This is a genomic window from Ewingella sp. AOP8-B2-18 (genome assembly GCF_052376015.1).
Taxonomy (GTDB): Bacteria; Pseudomonadota; Gammaproteobacteria; order Enterobacterales; family Enterobacteriaceae; genus Ewingella; species Ewingella allii.
The window spans coordinates 13,021-30,123 of record NZ_JBQSVB010000004.1; the positions used below are offsets into that span (position 1 = coordinate 13,021).

Here is a 17,103-nt window from a genome sequence, read left to right on the forward strand (position 1 = left end):
TGACATAAGTTTCTTATTAACCAAGGCGGGTCAAGCGGCCCGCTGATTTCTTACTGGCGCGACGTGCTAACAGCGCCAGACAGCCTCCCGCCAGCATCACCAGTGCCAAACTCAGTTTCGGCTGCAGCGGCAACGCCATGGCGATAAAGCCAAACAGCGCGCCTCCCGCCATCTGTACAGAACCCACCAATGCCGAGGCCACGCCCGCTTCATTGGAAAACGGCTCCAGCGCGTAGCTGGTGGCTGGCCCAATCAGGAAAGCTAAACCGGCGCAGGCGCTGGCGACGGGCAGCATATACAGCCAAGTGGCGTGCTGCTGTTCCGGGGCGATAAGGGTTAAGCCCGCCAGTAATCCCGCACAGCCGAGGAACATCAATAACGCGCCGGAAGCCAGACAGACCGGGCGTCCCACCTTCTGAATAATACGGTTAGCGATAAAGCTGACCGCCATGATCCAAAATCCGTTTGCGCCGAAGACCAGCGAAAACTCGAACGGCGTCAGTCCCGCCTGGCTCATCAGCACCGTCGGAGCCAGAGAGACGTAGGTCAGGGCCATGCCCATCGCTCCGGCGTTGACCGCGGCGAAGGTGATGAAGCGTTTGTTGAACAAGATCCGGGCGTACTGTTTGAACGGCAGGCCGCCTGACTGGGTGTCGGCAGGGCGCGTCTCCGGTAGCTTAAACAGCACCAGAACCAGAATCAGCAGGCTATAGCCACACAACGCCCAGAACGGTGCGCGCCAGCCAAAGAACTGGGCAATCAGGCCGCCAATCAGCGGCGCCAGCGCCGGAATGATGTTCAGCGTGCCGTTGAGGAAGCCGTAGGCGCGGGCCGCGTCATCGCCACTCATTCGGTCGCGCACGCTGCTAAACACCACCACCGAGGTACAGCAGACCGCCAGCCCCTGAATCACGCGGGAGAACATAAACATAAACGCCGTCTCCGCCGTGGCGGCGACAATGGCGCCAACCAAATAGACGATCACGCCAATAATGGCGATCGGGCGGCGGCCGTAGCGGTCAACCAATGGCCCGGCAATCAGTTGCCCCAGCCCCATCACTAAAATAAACAGCGAAATAGAAGATTGGATAATGGTTTCTGCGCTGTTCAATCCCTTGGCAATCGCCGGGATAGCAGGGAGATAGAGATCAATCCCCAGTGGTCCAAGCAGGACCAGCGTTAACAGCAGGAAAAGGAATTTTTGCATATAAAACATCACAGTCCGTGTTCGAAGGGAGGCTAAGGGTAATGATTTCATCCCGCGATGGAAAGGAATTGTTAAACAATTATAGAGGGATTGCTGGATAAAAAAACGGACACCCCAGGGTGTCCGTCAGAGAGTTGGTCGTAATAGAAGTCTTATTTCTTTTTCCAGAAATCATCAAACACGGTAACCGGCGGCTGGCGTTTATGCTCGGTGCGCAGATACCAGCCCTCGATGGTTGACGCGGCTTTCTGGTCAATGGTTTTGCCTTCCAGATAGTCGTCAATCAGCTCATAGGTGACGCCCAGCGCGACTTCGTCCGGCAGCGAAGGGCGGTTCTCTTCCAAATCGGCGGTCGGGGCTTTGGTATAAAGATGCTCTGGGCAGCCGAGATGCTTGAGCAGGGCTTTGCCCTGACGCTTGTTCAGGCGGAAGATAGGGTTGATGTCAGTGCCGCCGTCGCCGTACTTGGTGAAGAAGCCGGTCACGGCCTCTGCCGCGTGGTCGGTGCCGACCACCACGCCTTTTTTCATCCCGGCGATGCTGTATTGCGCCTTCATACGTTCACGCGCCTTCTCATTCCCTTTGATGAAATCGCTTAATTCGATACCGATTTCGCGCAAAGTCGCTTCGCTGGCTAATACCGCATTTTTGATATTTACCGTCAATACCTGATCGGGTTTGATAAAATCGATGGCGTCAATGCAGTCTGATTCATCGGCCTGCACGCCATAAGGCAGACGCACGGCGATGAACTGATAGCTCTCATCTGAGGTTTCCGCACGTAATTCACTAATTGCCGTTTGGCAAAGTTTACCGGTAAGAGTAGAATCCTGCCCGCCGCTGATGCCCAGTACCAAAGATTTAATAAAGGGATGGGCCAGCAAATAACTTTTTAGAAAATCGACGCTGGTGCGAACTTCTTGTGCCGCGTCTATTTGCGGTTTGACGTGCAAAGCCTGAATGATTTCTTGTTGTAAAGCCATGACCACTCCTCCTGAAGGCAGCCGTCGAGGAACTCGCGGCGCAATAAGATATTTTCAACAGGTCTAAAGCTAACTCGCCTCGTTCAAAAGGACAAGACAGCGCATTCGGTTCGGCCGAAATCTGTGCATTCTTGTAGTAGGAAAAATTGAACGCCCGAAAAGGGAAGCGAGTTAAAACAGATTTCAAGGGCGCAAGCCCGGAATATGGAAACAAATTGTAATGATTACGTTTGGTTCTATTTCAGGAAATATTTGTCACTCGGAACAGTCTAAAAAGTCCCGCTAAAAAAGGATATCAGCACTTTTGTGCTGTATATTCATTGCGGGTTTTGTCCAAGTATGTATCAGTTCGTGCGCTATTGAAGGGATTTGCCAGCTTTGCTTAAAGGACCTAAATGAACGGCAAAGTTATTTCGATATGCAGTTATCTCTATGTGTAGGGGTTCCAAAGGCAAATTACCTTGGGCCACCTGGCACTATTTGCCTTAAGTCGATTGGGGAAGCAAAATGTTTTTTCGGGTTGTTCGTCGTTTACCAGCTTGCGCGGTAGTTTGCGGAGCTGCGCTGTTCAGTATTTCAAGTCTGGCAGACACCACTATTTTCACCGCGCTGGATGATCCTGCTACGGCGAAAAAGCCGTTTGAAGGCAATATTCAGGCGGGTTATACCGCGCAAACCGGTAACACTACTAACTCATCTCTGAGCGCTGACACCACCATGACGTGGTTCAACACCAATACGGCTAACAGTATCTGGGGTTCAGCTCGCAACACCTCTTCTTCCGGTGTGCGTTCATCCGAGAAATATCAGGCTGGCGCACGTAGCCGCTACAACCTGGATGACAATAATTATGTGTTCGGTCAGGGCAGCTGGCTGAGTGACCGCTATAACGGCTATCGCGCGCGCGATGTCGGTGCAGTCGGTTACGGTCGTCAGATCTGGAGTGGTCCGGTACACACGCTGAACCTGGAAGCCGGTCCGGGTGTTCGTCACGATGAGTTCGAGCAGGGCGGTAACTCTACCCGTGCATTGGCTTACGCCTCTGGCGCTTACAGCTACAAAATTAGCGACACGGCTAAGTTCACTCAGGGCCTGTCAGTGTTAGCGAACGACGAAACCACCTATAACTCAGAGACGGCGTTGACGGTTGCTATCAACAATCATTTTTCTCTGAAACTGGCTTACGACGTGACTTACAACACCAAACCACCAGCCAGTGCGCCGGATAAAACCGACACTGTGACCTCAATCAATTTGGTTTACGGCTTATAAGTTCGCTATTAATAAGCTACCCCAGTTTATTAAGTCGTTAATAGTTTGAGTTTTAAAAGCCAGCGGAGCAATCGACTGGCTTTTTTATTATCTGCAATCAGGCTAACTGCCAATAATAGCCGCAAATACCCATGTAATAACTGGGTTTATTTGATTGCGAGTGCGGCTTATCTCAGAAAACAACAGCTGGTTTAATTACTGTTTAAACTCATTAGGAACTGTACCTAAAAGGCACAAATAGCATAAAATTGTAACTACAAATTTAGAATAAATCTGATTTATAATATGGTCATATTTATAATTCGTAGAGGATGGACCCTATGACGGCCATTATTATTCTTACCATTTTTGTGATTAGCTTTATTTATGCGCATTCGCGCGGCAAGGTTAAACAGAAGTTTTCGCGCCAACTACTCGATCACTCGACTTTTATGGGGCCGGTAAATATGTTTATGACCGGCTTTTCTGCACTGCCATCGAAACCTTATTTCCCGGCGGAAGATTTCCCGGAATTACAGCGTTTAACCGATAACTGGCAAACTATTCGTGATGAGGCCGTGCGCCTGCAAGACCATATTAAAGCAGCACAGACCAATAACGACGCAGGCTTTAATACTTTCTTTAAACGCGGCTGGAAACGCTTCTATTTGAAGTGGTACGGCGACAGCCATCCGTCGGCGGAAAACCTCTGCCCGAAGACGGTGGAACTGTTAAACAGCATTCCTTCTGTTAAAGCCGCGATGTTCGCCGAGTTGCCGTCGGGCAGCTATTTGGGTAAACACCGTGACCCCTATGCCGGTTCCGTGCGTTATCACCTTGGCCTGATGACGCCAAATGATGACCGCTGCTTTATCGAGGTGGACGGCATCAAGCACAGCTGGCGCGACGGCAAACCGGTGATTTTCGATGAAACCTTTGTTCACTGGGCGGAAAACAAGACTGACGAAACGCGCATTATTCTTTTCTGCGACGTAGAGCGCAAAATGAAGTGGCCGTGGGCGCAGCGCGTTAACCATTGGGTTGGCAGCACGCTGATGTCAGCCGCCAGTTCGCCTAACGATGAGCAGGACCGCACCGGTTTTATTAATAAGATATTCAAGTATGTCTATGCATTGCGTAACGGCGGGCAGGCCTTAAAAGCGCGTAGCCGTAAAACCTATTATTCGTTGAAATGGTTGGTGATGATTGGCATTTTGGCCGCTATTATTCTGCCAAGTATCAGTTAAGTCATTATATTCTTTAACGGTTAGGCGAAATAGAAAACGGCCAGTTAAATCAATTAACTGGCCGTTTTATTAGGCAGCTTAAGTATAACGCGCTTAATTTTCTTGAACTTGCTTATGGAACAGCTCGCGGAATACCGGGTAAATATCCTCCGGCTCGCGAATATGTTGCATGGCGAAATTACCAAACTTCTGCTGCAATACTTCATATTCGCGCCACAGCGTTTGATGAGCCCGCCGGGTTATCTCGATATAGCTATAATAACGCACCATAGGTAGCAGCTTCTGTGCCAATATTTGGTGGCACAGCGGTGAGTCATCGGCCCAGTTATCGCCGTCAGACGCCTGCGCTGCGTAAATATTCCACGCCGCCGGGTCGTAACGCTCCTGAATAACTTCGTCCATTAACTTCAACGCGCTGGATACAATAGTCCCGCCAGTCTCCTGCGAGTAGAAAAACTCCTGTTCATCCACTTCTTTGGCCTGAGTATGGTGGCGGATATAGACTACATCGACGTTTTTATAGGTTCTGCTCAGGAACAGATAGAGCAGAATATAGAAACGCTTGGCCATATCTTTGGTCGCCTGATCCATGGAGCCGGAGACGTCCATCAAGCAGAACATCACCGCCTGGCTGGAAGGCTCAGGGCGCCGCTCGTAGTTCTTGTAGCGTAAATCAAAGGTATCGATGAACGGCGTTCTGGCGATTTTCTGCCGTAGCTCCGCAATCTCCTTGCGCAGCCGTTCTTCTTCTAACAGTTGCGCGGGCTCGCTGTTTTCGACTTCCGTCAGCGTGGACTCCAGCTCGCGCAACTCCCGTTTTTTCCCTGCGGTCATCGCCGTGCGGCGGGCGAGGGAGTTCTGCAAAGAGCGAACAACACTGATATTGGCCGGGACACCGTTTGAGGTAAAACCCGCGCGGTGCGTTTTGTACTCGGTCATCTGCCGGAACTGGTTTTTCTGCAAATTCGGCAGGGCTAAGTCTTCGAACAACAGGTCAAGATACTCGTCTTTCGAAATCTGGAAGGAGAACTCATCCTGGCCTTCACCGTCCTTGCTGGCGTCACCTTGGCCGCTGCCGCCGCCACCGCCCCCTTGCGGTCGTTCGATGCGGTCATTCTGCACAAAGTGATCGTTGCCGGGGTGAACGCGGTGGCGCAAGCCGCCGCGACCCTGATGAAACATAGGCTCGTTGATATCTTCATTGGGGATCGAAACGGACTCCCCGCTGTTTACGTCGGTAACCGAACGCTTGTTGATGGCCTCGGCAATCGACTGTTTGATTTGCGACTTATAGCGGCGTAAAAAGCGCTGGCGGTTAACCGCGCTTTTATTCTTGCCATTCAGTCGACGGTCAATAAAGTACGTCATATTTCCCCCAAACGACGTTGCCAACGATCCTCTGTTACGAAGATTTTCTCACGCGCAGATACCATTCACACAACAGGCGAACCTGCTTGCGTGTATATCCTTTCTCCATCATTCGGTCGACAAAGTCATCGTGTTTTTTCTGTTCATCGGTCGACGTTTTGGCATTGAATGAGATAACCGGCAGTAATTCCTCAGTATTCGAGAACATTTTTTTCTCGATAACCGTGCGCAGTTTCTCGTAGCTGGTCCAGTTCGGATTACGGCCGCTGTTCTGTGCTCTGGCGCGCAACACGAAGTTGACTATCTCGTTACGGAAGTCTTTCGGGTTACTGATCCCGGCTGGTTTTTCGATTTTCTCCAGTTCGGCATTCAGTGACTCGCGGTCAAACAGTTGGCCGGTATCCGGGTCGCGATACTCCTGATCTTGGATCCAGAAGTCGGCATAGGTGACATAACGGTCGAAAATGTTCTGTCCGTATTCCGAGTAGGACTCAAGGTAAGCCGTCTGTATCTCTTTGCCGATAAACTCAGCGTATTTCGGGATCAAGTAGCCTTTCAGGTGCTCGAGGTATTTTTCCGCCACGTCCTGCGGGAACTGCTCGCGCTCAATCTGCTGCTCAAGGACATAGAACAGGTGGACTGGGTTAGCGGCGACTTCCGCGTGGTCGAAGTTAAAGACGCGCGACAGGATTTTAAACGCAAAGCGTGTCGACAGGCCGTTCATCCCTTCATCCACACCGGCGTAGTCACGGTATTCCTGATAAGACTTGGCTTTCGGGTCGGTATCTTTCAGGCTTTCGCCATCATAGACGCGCATTTTCGAGTAACTGCTCGAGTTTTCAGGCACTTTCAGGCGAGAGAGGATCGAGAAGCGCGCCAGCGTTTCCAGCGTTCCCGGCGCGCAAGGGGCGTGCACCAGCTCACTGTTGCTCAACAGCTTGTCGTAAATCTTGATCTCTTCGGACACCCGCAGGCAATAAGGTACTTTGACAATATAAACGCGGTCGAGGAACGCCTCATTGTTCTTATTGTTGCGGAATGTCACCCATTCTGACTCGTTGGAGTGAGCCAAAATGATGCCGTTGAACGGCAGGGCGGAGATGCCTTCGGTGCCGTTATAGTTACCTTCCTGCGTGGCAGTCAGTAACGGGTGCAGCACTTTGATTGGCGCTTTGAACATCTCTACGAATTCCATCACACCCTGGTTAGCGCGGCACAAAGCACCGGAATAGCCATAGGCGTCGGGGTCGTTTTGCGCGTGGTTTTCCAGCTTACGGATGTCCACTTTACCCACCAGCGCGGAGATGTCCTGGTTGTTCTCATCGCCAGGTTCAGTTTTGGCGATAGCAATTTGTTCGAGAATGGATGGCCAGACTTTGACCACTCTGAATTTGGTGATATCACCGCCGAATTCGTGCAGGCGTTTGGCGGCCCACGGCGACATGATGGTGCCGAGATAGCGAGTCGGGATGTTGTATTCTTTTTCAAGAATGGTCGCATCTTCTTGCGGATTAAACAGGCACAGCGGGTGATCATTCACCGGGCTGCGCTCGCCGTTGGCACTCAGAACGTAGATAGGCACGCGCTGCATCAGCGCTTTCAGCCGTTCTGCGAGGGAGGATTTACCACCCCCCACCGGGCCTAATAAATAGAGGATTTGTTTCTTTTCTTCCAAACCTTGAGCGGCATGTTTTAGGTAGGAAACGATCTGTTCGATAGCTTCTTCCATACCGTAAAACTCTTCGAACGCGGGGTAACGAGCAACAACCCGGTTGGAGAATAAACGCGACAGGCGTGGTTCTAGCGCGGTGTCTACCATCACTGGTTCACCGATCGCCATCAACAGGCGTTCCGCGGCATTGACGTAAGCACTTTTGTCTTGCTTCGCAATGGTAAGGAATTCCTGAAGTGTGAACTCTTCGTCCTTGGCAGCTTCATAACGCTGGCGATAATGGTCAAATATGTTCATACGTTGCCCGTCCTTCGTTAATTTATCCGCGGCAATTGAAACCGAGACTTCAATGACGTTGGATATAGCACAGGTTAATGAGAGCGTTGGAAATCAAAAACAGCTCCCGGAAAAAAGCTCTCCATCTCAGTGCAGCAACCCTTATGCCAACTTGCAGAAACCCATTTTTCACACGAACAGATTTAAATTATTGCGACTGCCGTGAACCAGCGGGTCGGGAAGTGCCTCAGATGAAGTCTTTCATCTATAAATAAGCGTAGTTTGGCATTACAAAAATTTCCTCTCCTCAGATCCCATTTTTTAAGACATATCAATGACTCACTTCAGGGCATTCTACTTTGAAGCCTTGTAGGACGTGGGCTGCGCGGGTAATGCCTCGCGTTTAGTCATTTTTATTTCATACTTTGCATATAAATTATGCGATCGCCTTGGTTTTTCTGCGTAAGTTATTCACGACAACTGTAAATGCTAAGCGAAGCGATTATTCTTCGCTTACACTACTGGCGGTTTTTAAATTAAGGGAATTAATAACAATGAAAATTTCGCATTTCAAAACATTGTCCATCGCAACCGCAGCCGTCCTGTTTAGCCACGCCGCTGCGGCGGGGACATGGTCGCTGGGTGCATCAGCATTAGTCGACGTAAATCCGTATAAAGGGTATGACACTAAAGTTCTCCCAGTTCCGATCATCAGTTATGAAGGCGATGATTTTTATTTCCACACGCTGACTGCCGGTTATTACCTGTGGAAAGACGATCAGAACAAATTCAGCCTGACCGCGACTTACATTCCGTTCGGCTTTAAGCCTGACGATTCTGATGATTCCCAGATGAAGCGTTTAGATAAACGCCGTGGGACATTGATGGCGGGTCTGGCTTATTCACATATCGAAGACTGGGGTACTATCCGTACCACCTTCAACGGCGACGTGCTGGATAACAGTGATGGCATGGTGGCTGATCTGGCTTACCTCTACACCTTCCACCAGGACAATTGGGCGCTGGTACCGGGTATTGGTGTGCAGTGGAGCAGCAGTAACGAAAACCAATACTACTACGGTATTAACAGCAACGAATCACGCCGTAGCGGCCTGAGCAGCTACTCGCCGGATGACAGCTTCAGCCCGTATTTGGAGTTGTCTGCCAAATATAACTTCAACAAAGACTGGCAGGCCTTCTTCATGGGCCGTTACATCCGTCTGGATAGCGAAGTGAAAGACAGCCCGATGGTGGATAAATCCTACTCAGGGATGTTGTGGACCGGTGTGACTTACAGCTTCTAAAAACAGACACGCCCCAAAATGGGGCGTAGTTTGCTACAAAATGGGGCGATTCGCCCCATTTGCACATCTGCAGTGCGACAAAAAGTCAGGGCACTATTTTTTACTAATAGTTACAGCCAGTTTGGCTGGTTTAGACGCGGTGCTCTTCTGCGCCTGCGTGACGCAGCCGGTTTCCACACACACCATGGTCTTGTAGCTGTCATCCGCCATATCTTTCATGCTGGTGGACAATTCCACACCCGGGTTCCAGGCAATCACGTCGCTATTGTGGTGATGTTCTACCACCAGCGTGCGGTTGAATGCTGAATCCACGATCAGGCTGGTGGCCTGTGGCTGGGTGAAGATGCGGTCAACCTGGCCGTTGAAGGTCAAATCGCCCTGCAGCTCAGATTCTTTCCCGCCATTCACTTTGTCGATGAAAGGCTGGCCGAGGCCGGTCACTTTTACTTTGTCGATGTCGCCAATGTTGAAGTAGGCGTGCAGGGCGCTGGTGGTTTCGAAATCACCGGTGGACTCCAGCTCAATGTGACAGGTCTCGCCGAGGGTGAATTTGGCGGTCAGCTGGAACTCGTGTGGCCAGAGTTCGCGGGTTTCTGCGCTGTCTTTCAACGTCAGAGCCAGCTCGACGCCTTGCTCATTTTCACTATGAGAAGTCAGTTCCCACGCCAAATTGCGCGCAAAGCCGTGCGAAGGTTTACCCGCCGGGCCGAACCAAGGCCAGCAGATTGGCACGCCGCCGCGAATAGCCACGCCAGGCTTGAACGCGGTTTCTTTGCTCAGCCAGATAATAGGTTCTTCGCCTTCAGGCTGCCACGCCACCAAATGAGCACCTTGTAAGGTGATGGCTGCGCGTAATTTAGGATGGGTGATAACCAGAACCGGTAATTCATCAATCTGACGCTGGCTGATTGCCGGCGTGATTTGTTTTAAGACGGGTAGAGTAAAGAGTTTTGCGGTCATGAGTTGAATCCTTGATCGGCAGAAAGCAAAAGGGCGACTTAGCGTCGCCCTTCAATCATTTCTTCACATCAGCCAATTATTTGGAGATATGAGAAATCAGGTCCAGAACTTTGTTTGAGTAGCCAGTTTCGTTATCGTACCAAGAAACCAGTTTCACAAAGTTGTCGTTCAGAGCGATACCTGCTTTAGCATCGAATACTGAAGTCAGTTTTTCGCCGTTGAAATCGGTAGAAACCACTTCATCTTCGGTGTAGCCCAGAACGCCTTTCAGCTCGCCTTCAGCAGCGGCTTTGATCGCTTCACAAATTTCTTTGTAAGAAGCTGGTTTTTCCAGACGTGCAGTCAGGTCAACAACAGAAACGTTGGTGGTTGGAACGCGGAACGCCATACCAGTCAGTTTGCCGTTCAGAGCAGGGATAACTTTACCTACAGCTTTAGCTGCACCGGTAGAAGAAGGGATGATGTTCTGAGATGCGCCGCGGCCGCCGCGCCAGTCTTTGTGAGACGGGCCATCAACGGTTTTCTGAGTAGCGGTAGTTGCGTGAACAGTGGTCATCAGCGCTTCAACGATACCGAACTTGTCGTTGATAACTTTAGCCAGTGGTGCCAGGCAGTTAGTAGTACAAGAAGCGTTAGAAACGATTTCCTGACCTGCGTATTCTTTATGGTTAACGCCCATAACGAACATTGGGGTGTCATCTTTAGATGGACCAGTCAGAACAACTTTCTTAGCGCCAGCTGCGATGTGTTTACGTGCAGTTTCGTCGGTCAGGAACAGACCGGTTGCTTCAGCAACAACGTCAACGTTAACTTCGTTCCATTTCAGGTTAGCTGGATCACGCTCAGCAGTAACACGGATGGTTTTGCCATTTACAACCAGATGACCGTCTTTAACTTCAACGGTACCGTCGAAACGGCCGTGGGTTGAGTCGTACTTCAGCATGTATGCCATGTAGTCAGCGTCTAACAGATCGTTGATTGCTACGATCTCGATGTCAGAACGTTCTTGAGCAGCACGAAAAACAATGCGACCGATACGGCCAAAACCGTTGATACCTACTTTGATAGTCATATATTCCACCAGCTATTATTTAGTGAATAAAAGGTTGGTTGTAAAATTACAAAAACCTTCCTAAGCGTCAAGCGGAATCGTGTCAATACTTGCTGTAAGTCAAAGCTGAGACTCACTTTTGCTCGGATATTGCACATTCCGTTTTCTAATCGGCTAGAAAAGACATGGGGGCCATTTCGCCGAATATAAAGTGCATCGAGTACAAATATGTGATCTGCATCACATTGCCCTTTGGCCCAACGCCGATGGCATACAGTTTAAGCCAAAACGTGCAGACTCGTTGTTAATTTATTGTTATAATAAGCTGTTATTTTAGTTGATTTTCCTATCTGGCAGAGAATGACAACCATGGCCAATGAATCCAAAGATCCATCTTCTTCAGTACAACTCACTGAAATCCAGCATTATGTGACGCAAGAGCGCGGTACCGAACGCCCGTATACCGGTAAATTACTGCACAATAAACGTGATGGGATCTATCACTGTCTGGTGTGCAATTCGCCGCTTTTCTACTCCGATACCAAATATGACTCCGGCTGCGGCTGGCCGAGTTTCTATCAGCCAGTGACCCACGACGCCATCACGTATCTGACTGATAATTCTCACAATATGGAAAGGGTGGAAATCCGCTGCTCCAACTGCGACGCCCATTTGGGGCACGTTTTTCCAGACGGCCCAGAGCCAACCGGTGACCGTTACTGTGTAAACTCGGCCTCGATGAGCTTTATCGATGGTGAAAACGGCGACAAAACAGCGGGCTAAATGGTGGGATAAACACCCGTTAAAGCTGCGGTGTAATTTAAACGACAAAATCGATTCAGCCATTATTCACCACCCGATGAATAATTAGCCAAGACGAGAGAGCGGTTGATGGAAATTAATGATTTGGTCGGCGTGATGACGCCGGAGATTTACCAGCGACTGGCGCAAGCCGTGGAATTGGGGAAGTGGCCGGACGGCGTGAAGCTGACGCCGGAGCAGAAAGAGAACAGTCTGCAAATGGTGATGCTCTATCAGGCCCGCCACAACACCGATGCCCAGCACATGAGCATTGGCACTGACGGCCAAATCGTCACCAAGAGCAAGCAGGAGCTGAAGCAGCAGTTTGCTCAGGAAGCCTTAATCCGCATCAAACCGGAATAAGCGCGCAGCACTATGAGCAATAAGAAAAGGGCGCAAATGTGCCCTTTGTCATGTCTGGTGGTCAGAGGTATTAGCTCAGATCAGCGAGGGTAATAAGCTCAGCCCCGGCCTGCTGCATCTCATCAATCGCCTGCTGGCTATCCTGCGGGTTAAGATTCACCCCTCGGCAGCCTTCGGCCAACAAAGCCACTTCATAGCCCAGCTGTAGCGCGTCCAGCACGGTAAATTTGACGCAGTAATCCGTCGCTAGTCCCATGACAATCAGGCGTTGCACCTGCTTTTCTTGCAACCATTGGTGTAATCCGGTGGCGGCGCGATGAGCATTATCGAAAAACGCGCTATAGCTATCGATAGCGACGTTTTGACCTTTGCGCACCACGTGATCGAATTGCTGGCTATCAAGCTGCGGGTGGAATTCCGCGCCGCGCTGGCCCTGGACGCAGTGTACCGGCCACCACACCTGCGGCAGGCCGTCGAGTTCACCCAGCGTCCACGGCTCTTCATTGGCGTTTATGGCAAAGCTGCCGTGGGCCTGCGGGTGCCAGTCCTGCGACGCCACCACGGCAATGCCCTGTGACTTACAGGTCTCAATAGCCTGATTCGCCACGCTAATCGTGGCATCGCCTTCCTGCACCGCCAGCGCGCCGCCGGGGCAGAAATCATTTTGCAGGTCGATCAACAATAATGCGGTTTTCATCGGGCACTCCTGTTATTCGGTCAGTTCACCGCGCAGGTTTTGCTGCATCAAGACACGGATTTCCTCAGCCGACAGCGGCTGGCTCAGCAGGTAATGCAGTTTGGTCAGCGTGGCTTCCACGGTCATATCAAAGCCGCTGATCACGCCGGAGTGCGCCAGCGCGTTGCCGGTGGCATAGCCACCCATATCCACACGGCCGGAGATACACTGGGTGAGGTTAACCACCACGATGCCGCGCTCGGAGGCGTCTTTCAGCACTTTCAGCAAGTCGCCTTTCTGCGGCGCATTACCCACGCCGTAGGAGCGCAGGATCAAGGCCTTCACCGGCTGCATCAGGAAGTTTTCTACCACTTCGGCAGAGATCCCCGGATAAATCGTCACCACGCCAATCGGCTGCGGTGTGATGTCATGCACCTTCAGCGGGCCAGTGGCGGGCGGGATAGAAGGCGTAGACAGACGGCGAATGTGGATCCCGGCCTCCAGTAGCGGCGCAAGATTTGGCGACGCAAAGGCGTCGAAGCCGTCGGCATGGGCCTTGGTGCTGCGGTTGCCGCGATAGAGGCGATTGTTGAAGAACAGCGAGACTTCATTTACCGGGTGGTTCGCCGCGATATACAGCGAATTCAGCAGGTTAATTTGGCCATCAGAGCGCAGAGCCTCCAGCGGAATTTGTGACCCTGTCACAATGACCGGCTTGCCGAGGTTCTCCAGCATAAAGGAGAGCGCCGAGGCGGTGAACGCCATGGTATCCGTGCCGTGCAGGATAACGAACCCGTCGTACTCATCGTAATGGGCTAGAATATCGTCGGCGATGTGCTGCCAGTCTTCCGGCGTCATGTCGGAGGAGTCCATCAGCGGCGCGTATTCTTGAATAGTGAACTCAGGCATCTCCGGGCGGTGGAACTCAGGCATCAGCGCCAGCTGGCGCTGCAGGTGGCCGGAGACCGGGATATAGCCGTTTTCAGAGCGTTGCATACCGATGGTACCGCCGGTGTAGGCGACATAAATTGATTTTTTGGTCATGACAGGATTCTTTGTTTTTTTAGAAAGATTGCTTTCGGAATATAGAGCTTTTCAGAAATACAAAACGCGATGGCTGGAAGTATAAGGGCAACAAGGTGTTTGTCTCAAAAATAAAAAAGCCCGGCGGTTAAGCACGGGCTTTTGGCAGGGCGAGGAGAAACTTATTTCACGTCGCCGCAGGTCAGGCACAGCGCGTAGCGGTTTTGCGGATCGTTCATGTTATTGAACAAATCAGCCTGAGATTTCAACTCCAGCGCCATTTTGGTCACCGGCGCAGGCAGGTAAGCCTGAACCGCCGCTGGCAGCATGGCGTGCGCCGAGGCGCTCACCTGTGAGAACACCAGATCGGTGAAGCTTGGCTCGTTGACGTACCAGTTCAGCTGCCATTTTGGCAGTTTCGCCAGCTCGGCGGCTTTCTTCACGGCATCATCGAAATCACCCAGTTGGTCCACCAGACCGTCATTTTTGGCATCAGAACCAATCCAGACGTGGCCTTGGGCAATCTGGTCGATCTGCTCAGGGGTTTTATTACGCGCTTTTGCCACTAAACCGATGAAGGTTTTGTAGCCGTTCTCGATGTTCAACTGCATCATCTGCGAGAACTCCGGCGGCAGGGCTTTGGTCGCGGCAACGTCGGCCAGCGGCGATGTCGCCACGCCGTCGGTATGCACGCCAAAGTTGTCGAGGGTATTTTGGTAGGTGTTAATTACCCCGAAAATACCGATCGAGCCGGTCAGCGTGCTTGGGCTGGCAATAATGTAGTTCGCTGGCGTTGAGATCCAGTAGCCTCCCGATGCCGCCATGCCACCCATGGAAACCACTACAGGTTTGCCCGCCGCGCGCGCTGCTGCCAGTTCAGAGCGGATCACTTCAGAGGCGCTGACGCTGCCGCCCGGGCTGTTTACGCGGAACACGATGGCTTTGATTTTTGGATCAAGGCGCGCATCGCGAATTTGCTGAGCGGTGGTGTCGCCACCCACTGCACCGGCTTGCTCTTCACCATCGTTAATTGCACCGTTAGCGAAGATAACCGCGATTTGCGGATCGTTATTATCCGGCTTCGACTTGGTGGAGTAGTCGTAGATGCTGGTGTAGTTAAAGTCTTTGGCCTGCTTGTTCCAGCCGAAGGCTTTCACCATGTCGTTGTCCGCTTCATTGCGCGAAGCCAGAGTATCAACCAGCTTAGCTTTCAGCGCGTACTGCGCCATATCGCCGCCGGTCTGCTGCATACCGGCCAGAACGCCAGCCGCGCCAGGGAACAGCTGCTCAGGGGTGATTTGGCGGTTAGCCGACACGGTATTGAGGTAGTTGTTCCACAGTGCGCCAATCCAACGGCTGTCGGCTTCACGCGCGGCAGGGGACATGTCATCGCGAATCAACGGCTCAACCGCCGACTTGTAGGTCCCCACGCGGAAGATATTGGTGGTGACCTTCAGCTTGTCGAGCAGCGACTTGTAGTAGAGGTTATTGGTGGCGAAACCGTGTAAATCCACCGCGCCCTGTGGCGACAGGTAGATCTTGTTGGCATAGCTCGCCAGATAGTATTGCGACTGGTCATAGCTGTCATTGATGGCGTAAATCGGCTTGCCGCTGTCGCGGAATTCGCGCAGGGCTTTACCGATATAGTTCAGCGACGTCTGGTCCGTGCCGGTGAAATCACTCAGTTGCAGCACCATGCCGGTGATGTTTTTGTCATCTTTGGCCTGACGAATGGTGTCGACCAAATCAAACAGTGAGTTTTCCTGTAGGCGGTTGCTGGAAGTACCCAGCAGCTCGCGTCCCCACTGGCGAACCTTGTTGTTCACCGACGGCTTATCCACCACGGTTCCACTTAAATCAACCAGCAGGGCACCCTTAGTGGTGGTATCCGCAGGTTTGGATTGGAATGAGAAATAGACTCCGACACACAGCAAAATGAGCAGGATGAGGAATACGTTGAGGATGAACTCTCTGACGAAATTAAGAAGACGCCAGGTCCACTTAAAAAAACCGGCGATTATTCGCCACAATGTGCGCATGGTCTCTCCAACAAGACGGGAAAAGTATCGCTATCCTAATGACCCGCCGGAGAAATGTCAGCTTTAAATCATGTCAGAATTTGGCAAAGGGGCAGTAATCACGCGGTGCTATGGCGAAATCTGTGGTTAGCAAAAGGCTGACTGCTTATGTTAACGTTAGGTAAATGCCTATCATTATCAAAAGCGCTTAGGGAGATTTAAATGGACGCTCTAGACTTATTGTTGAATCGCCGTTCGGCTTCACGCTTGGCGGCTCCAGCCCCGGCGGGCGAGGCACTGCAAAACATCATTAATGCGGGTATGCGCGCCCCTGACCACGGAGCCTTGCAGCCGTGGAAGTTTGTTATCGCCGAAAACGACGGCCTAACGCGCTTTAGCGAACTGCTGCGCGCCGCCGCCATCAAAGACGGTGCCGATGAGAAGGCGATTGAAAAAGCCACTCAGGCACCGCTGCGTGCGCCGCAAATCATCACCATTATCGCCAACTGCAAAGAGAGCGCCAAAGTGCCAGAGTGGGAGCAGGTGGTTTCTGCCGGCTGTGCGGTGCAGGCGATGCAAATGGCCGCGCTGGCTCAGGGCTTTAACGGCATCTGGCGCACCGGCGCGTGGACCGATCACCCAGACGTTCGCGCCGCGTTCAAATGTGGACCAACCGACAAAATCGTCGGCTTCCTCTACCTCGGCACGCCGCAGCTGAAGTCCAGCACTCAGGTGATCCCGGCCGACAGCAGCGCTTTCGTCTCTTATCTGTAATGGGCTGCAGTGGCAGATAAACCGCCATTCGCTGCTCTGAAATTCGCCGGTTTAGCGGGCATTATTCCGATAAACCGGTATTTCGCTGACTTTGTGAGCGACCATTCTACTCTCGACCCCTTCGTGACT

At 51.7% G+C, this 17,103-nt stretch carries 15 protein-coding genes; 6 read left to right on the forward strand and 9 right to left on the reverse strand.

Annotated elements, in window-relative coordinates:
- Positions 1-16: 16 nt before the first annotated feature.
- Together ACT3RR_RS09880 and nadE are read right to left on the reverse strand one after the other, a co-directional pair.
- Positions 17-1,207 (reverse strand): multidrug effflux MFS transporter, encoded by a 1,191-nt coding sequence (locus ACT3RR_RS09880; RefSeq protein ID WP_496200210.1) that lies wholly within the window; start codon positions 1,205-1,207, stop codon positions 17-19.
- Between the two features lie 152 nt (positions 1,208-1,359).
- Positions 1,360-2,190: an NAD(+) synthase gene (nadE, locus tag ACT3RR_RS09885; RefSeq protein ID WP_353502139.1), complete on the reverse strand. Its 831-nt coding sequence runs from the start codon at positions 2,188-2,190 to the stop codon at positions 1,360-1,362.
- 507 nt (positions 2,191-2,697) lie between these two features.
- On the opposite strand from nadE, the gene ACT3RR_RS09890 reads away from it, so the two are divergent.
- Positions 2,698-3,462, forward strand: coding sequence for a DUF481 domain-containing protein (locus tag ACT3RR_RS09890; RefSeq protein WP_353502138.1), 765 nt, complete (start codon positions 2,698-2,700; stop codon positions 3,460-3,462).
- 320 nt (positions 3,463-3,782) lie between these two features.
- Complete coding sequence (gene lpxO / locus ACT3RR_RS09895; RefSeq protein ID WP_496200211.1) at positions 3,783-4,688, forward strand: lipid A hydroxylase LpxO; 906 nt, start codon at positions 3,783-3,785, stop codon at positions 4,686-4,688.
- Positions 4,689-4,781: 93 nt separating this feature from the next.
- On the opposite strand, the gene ACT3RR_RS09900 is transcribed toward lpxO, so the two are convergent.
- On the reverse strand, positions 4,782-6,056 hold the full coding sequence (locus ACT3RR_RS09900; RefSeq protein WP_353502136.1) for a YeaH/YhbH family protein: 1,275 nt from the start codon (positions 6,054-6,056) through the stop codon (positions 4,782-4,784).
- Positions 6,057-6,090: 34 nt separating this feature from the next.
- Positions 6,091-8,025, reverse strand: a complete 1,935-nt coding sequence (gene yeaG, locus ACT3RR_RS09905; RefSeq protein ID WP_353502135.1) for a protein kinase YeaG — start codon at positions 8,023-8,025, stop codon at positions 6,091-6,093.
- A 533-nt stretch (positions 8,026-8,558) separates the two neighbouring features.
- Between yeaG and ACT3RR_RS09910 the strand changes: the two genes are divergently transcribed.
- Positions 8,559-9,308, forward strand: a complete 750-nt coding sequence (locus ACT3RR_RS09910; RefSeq protein WP_353502134.1) for a MipA/OmpV family protein — start codon at positions 8,559-8,561, stop codon at positions 9,306-9,308.
- 93 nt (positions 9,309-9,401) lie between these two features.
- On the opposite strand, the gene ACT3RR_RS09915 is transcribed toward ACT3RR_RS09910, so the two are convergent.
- Positions 9,402-10,268: a D-hexose-6-phosphate mutarotase gene (locus ACT3RR_RS09915; RefSeq protein ID WP_396130636.1), complete on the reverse strand. Its 867-nt coding sequence runs from the start codon at positions 10,266-10,268 to the stop codon at positions 9,402-9,404.
- A gap of 76 nt (positions 10,269-10,344) precedes the next feature.
- Entirely contained in the window at positions 10,345-11,340 is a 996-nt protein-coding gene (gene gapA, locus ACT3RR_RS09920; protein ID WP_154147643.1) for a glyceraldehyde-3-phosphate dehydrogenase, read from the reverse strand.
- 348 nt (positions 11,341-11,688) lie between these two features.
- Between gapA and msrB the strand changes: the two genes are divergently transcribed.
- Positions 11,689-12,102 (forward strand): peptide-methionine (R)-S-oxide reductase MsrB, encoded by a 414-nt coding sequence (gene msrB / locus ACT3RR_RS09925; protein WP_353502132.1) that lies wholly within the window; start codon positions 11,689-11,691, stop codon positions 12,100-12,102.
- A gap of 108 nt (positions 12,103-12,210) precedes the next feature.
- Positions 12,211-12,483, forward strand: coding sequence for a YeaC family protein (locus ACT3RR_RS09930; protein WP_396130637.1), 273 nt, complete (start codon positions 12,211-12,213; stop codon positions 12,481-12,483).
- Positions 12,484-12,553: 70 nt separating this feature from the next.
- Here ACT3RR_RS09930 and pncA read toward each other — a convergent pair whose 3' ends face one another.
- The 3 genes from pncA to sppA form a co-directional block, all read right to left on the reverse strand.
- On the reverse strand, positions 12,554-13,180 hold the full coding sequence (pncA, locus tag ACT3RR_RS09935) for a bifunctional nicotinamidase/pyrazinamidase (RefSeq protein ID WP_496200212.1): 627 nt from the start codon (positions 13,178-13,180) through the stop codon (positions 12,554-12,556).
- Positions 13,181-13,192: 12 nt separating this feature from the next.
- Positions 13,193-14,203 carry an asparaginase gene (gene ansA, locus ACT3RR_RS09940; protein ID WP_353502129.1) on the reverse strand — a complete coding sequence of 337 codons (1,011 nt, stop codon included), beginning with the start codon at positions 14,201-14,203 and terminating at the stop codon, positions 13,193-13,195.
- A 161-nt stretch (positions 14,204-14,364) separates the two neighbouring features.
- Positions 14,365-16,221: a signal peptide peptidase SppA gene (sppA, locus tag ACT3RR_RS09945; RefSeq protein ID WP_353502128.1), complete on the reverse strand. Its 1,857-nt coding sequence runs from the start codon at positions 16,219-16,221 to the stop codon at positions 14,365-14,367.
- 201 nt (positions 16,222-16,422) lie between these two features.
- On the opposite strand from sppA, the gene ACT3RR_RS09950 reads away from it, so the two are divergent.
- Complete coding sequence (locus tag ACT3RR_RS09950; RefSeq protein ID WP_353502127.1) at positions 16,423-16,974, forward strand: NAD(P)H nitroreductase; 552 nt, start codon at positions 16,423-16,425, stop codon at positions 16,972-16,974.
- Positions 16,975-17,103 lie beyond the last annotated feature (129 nt).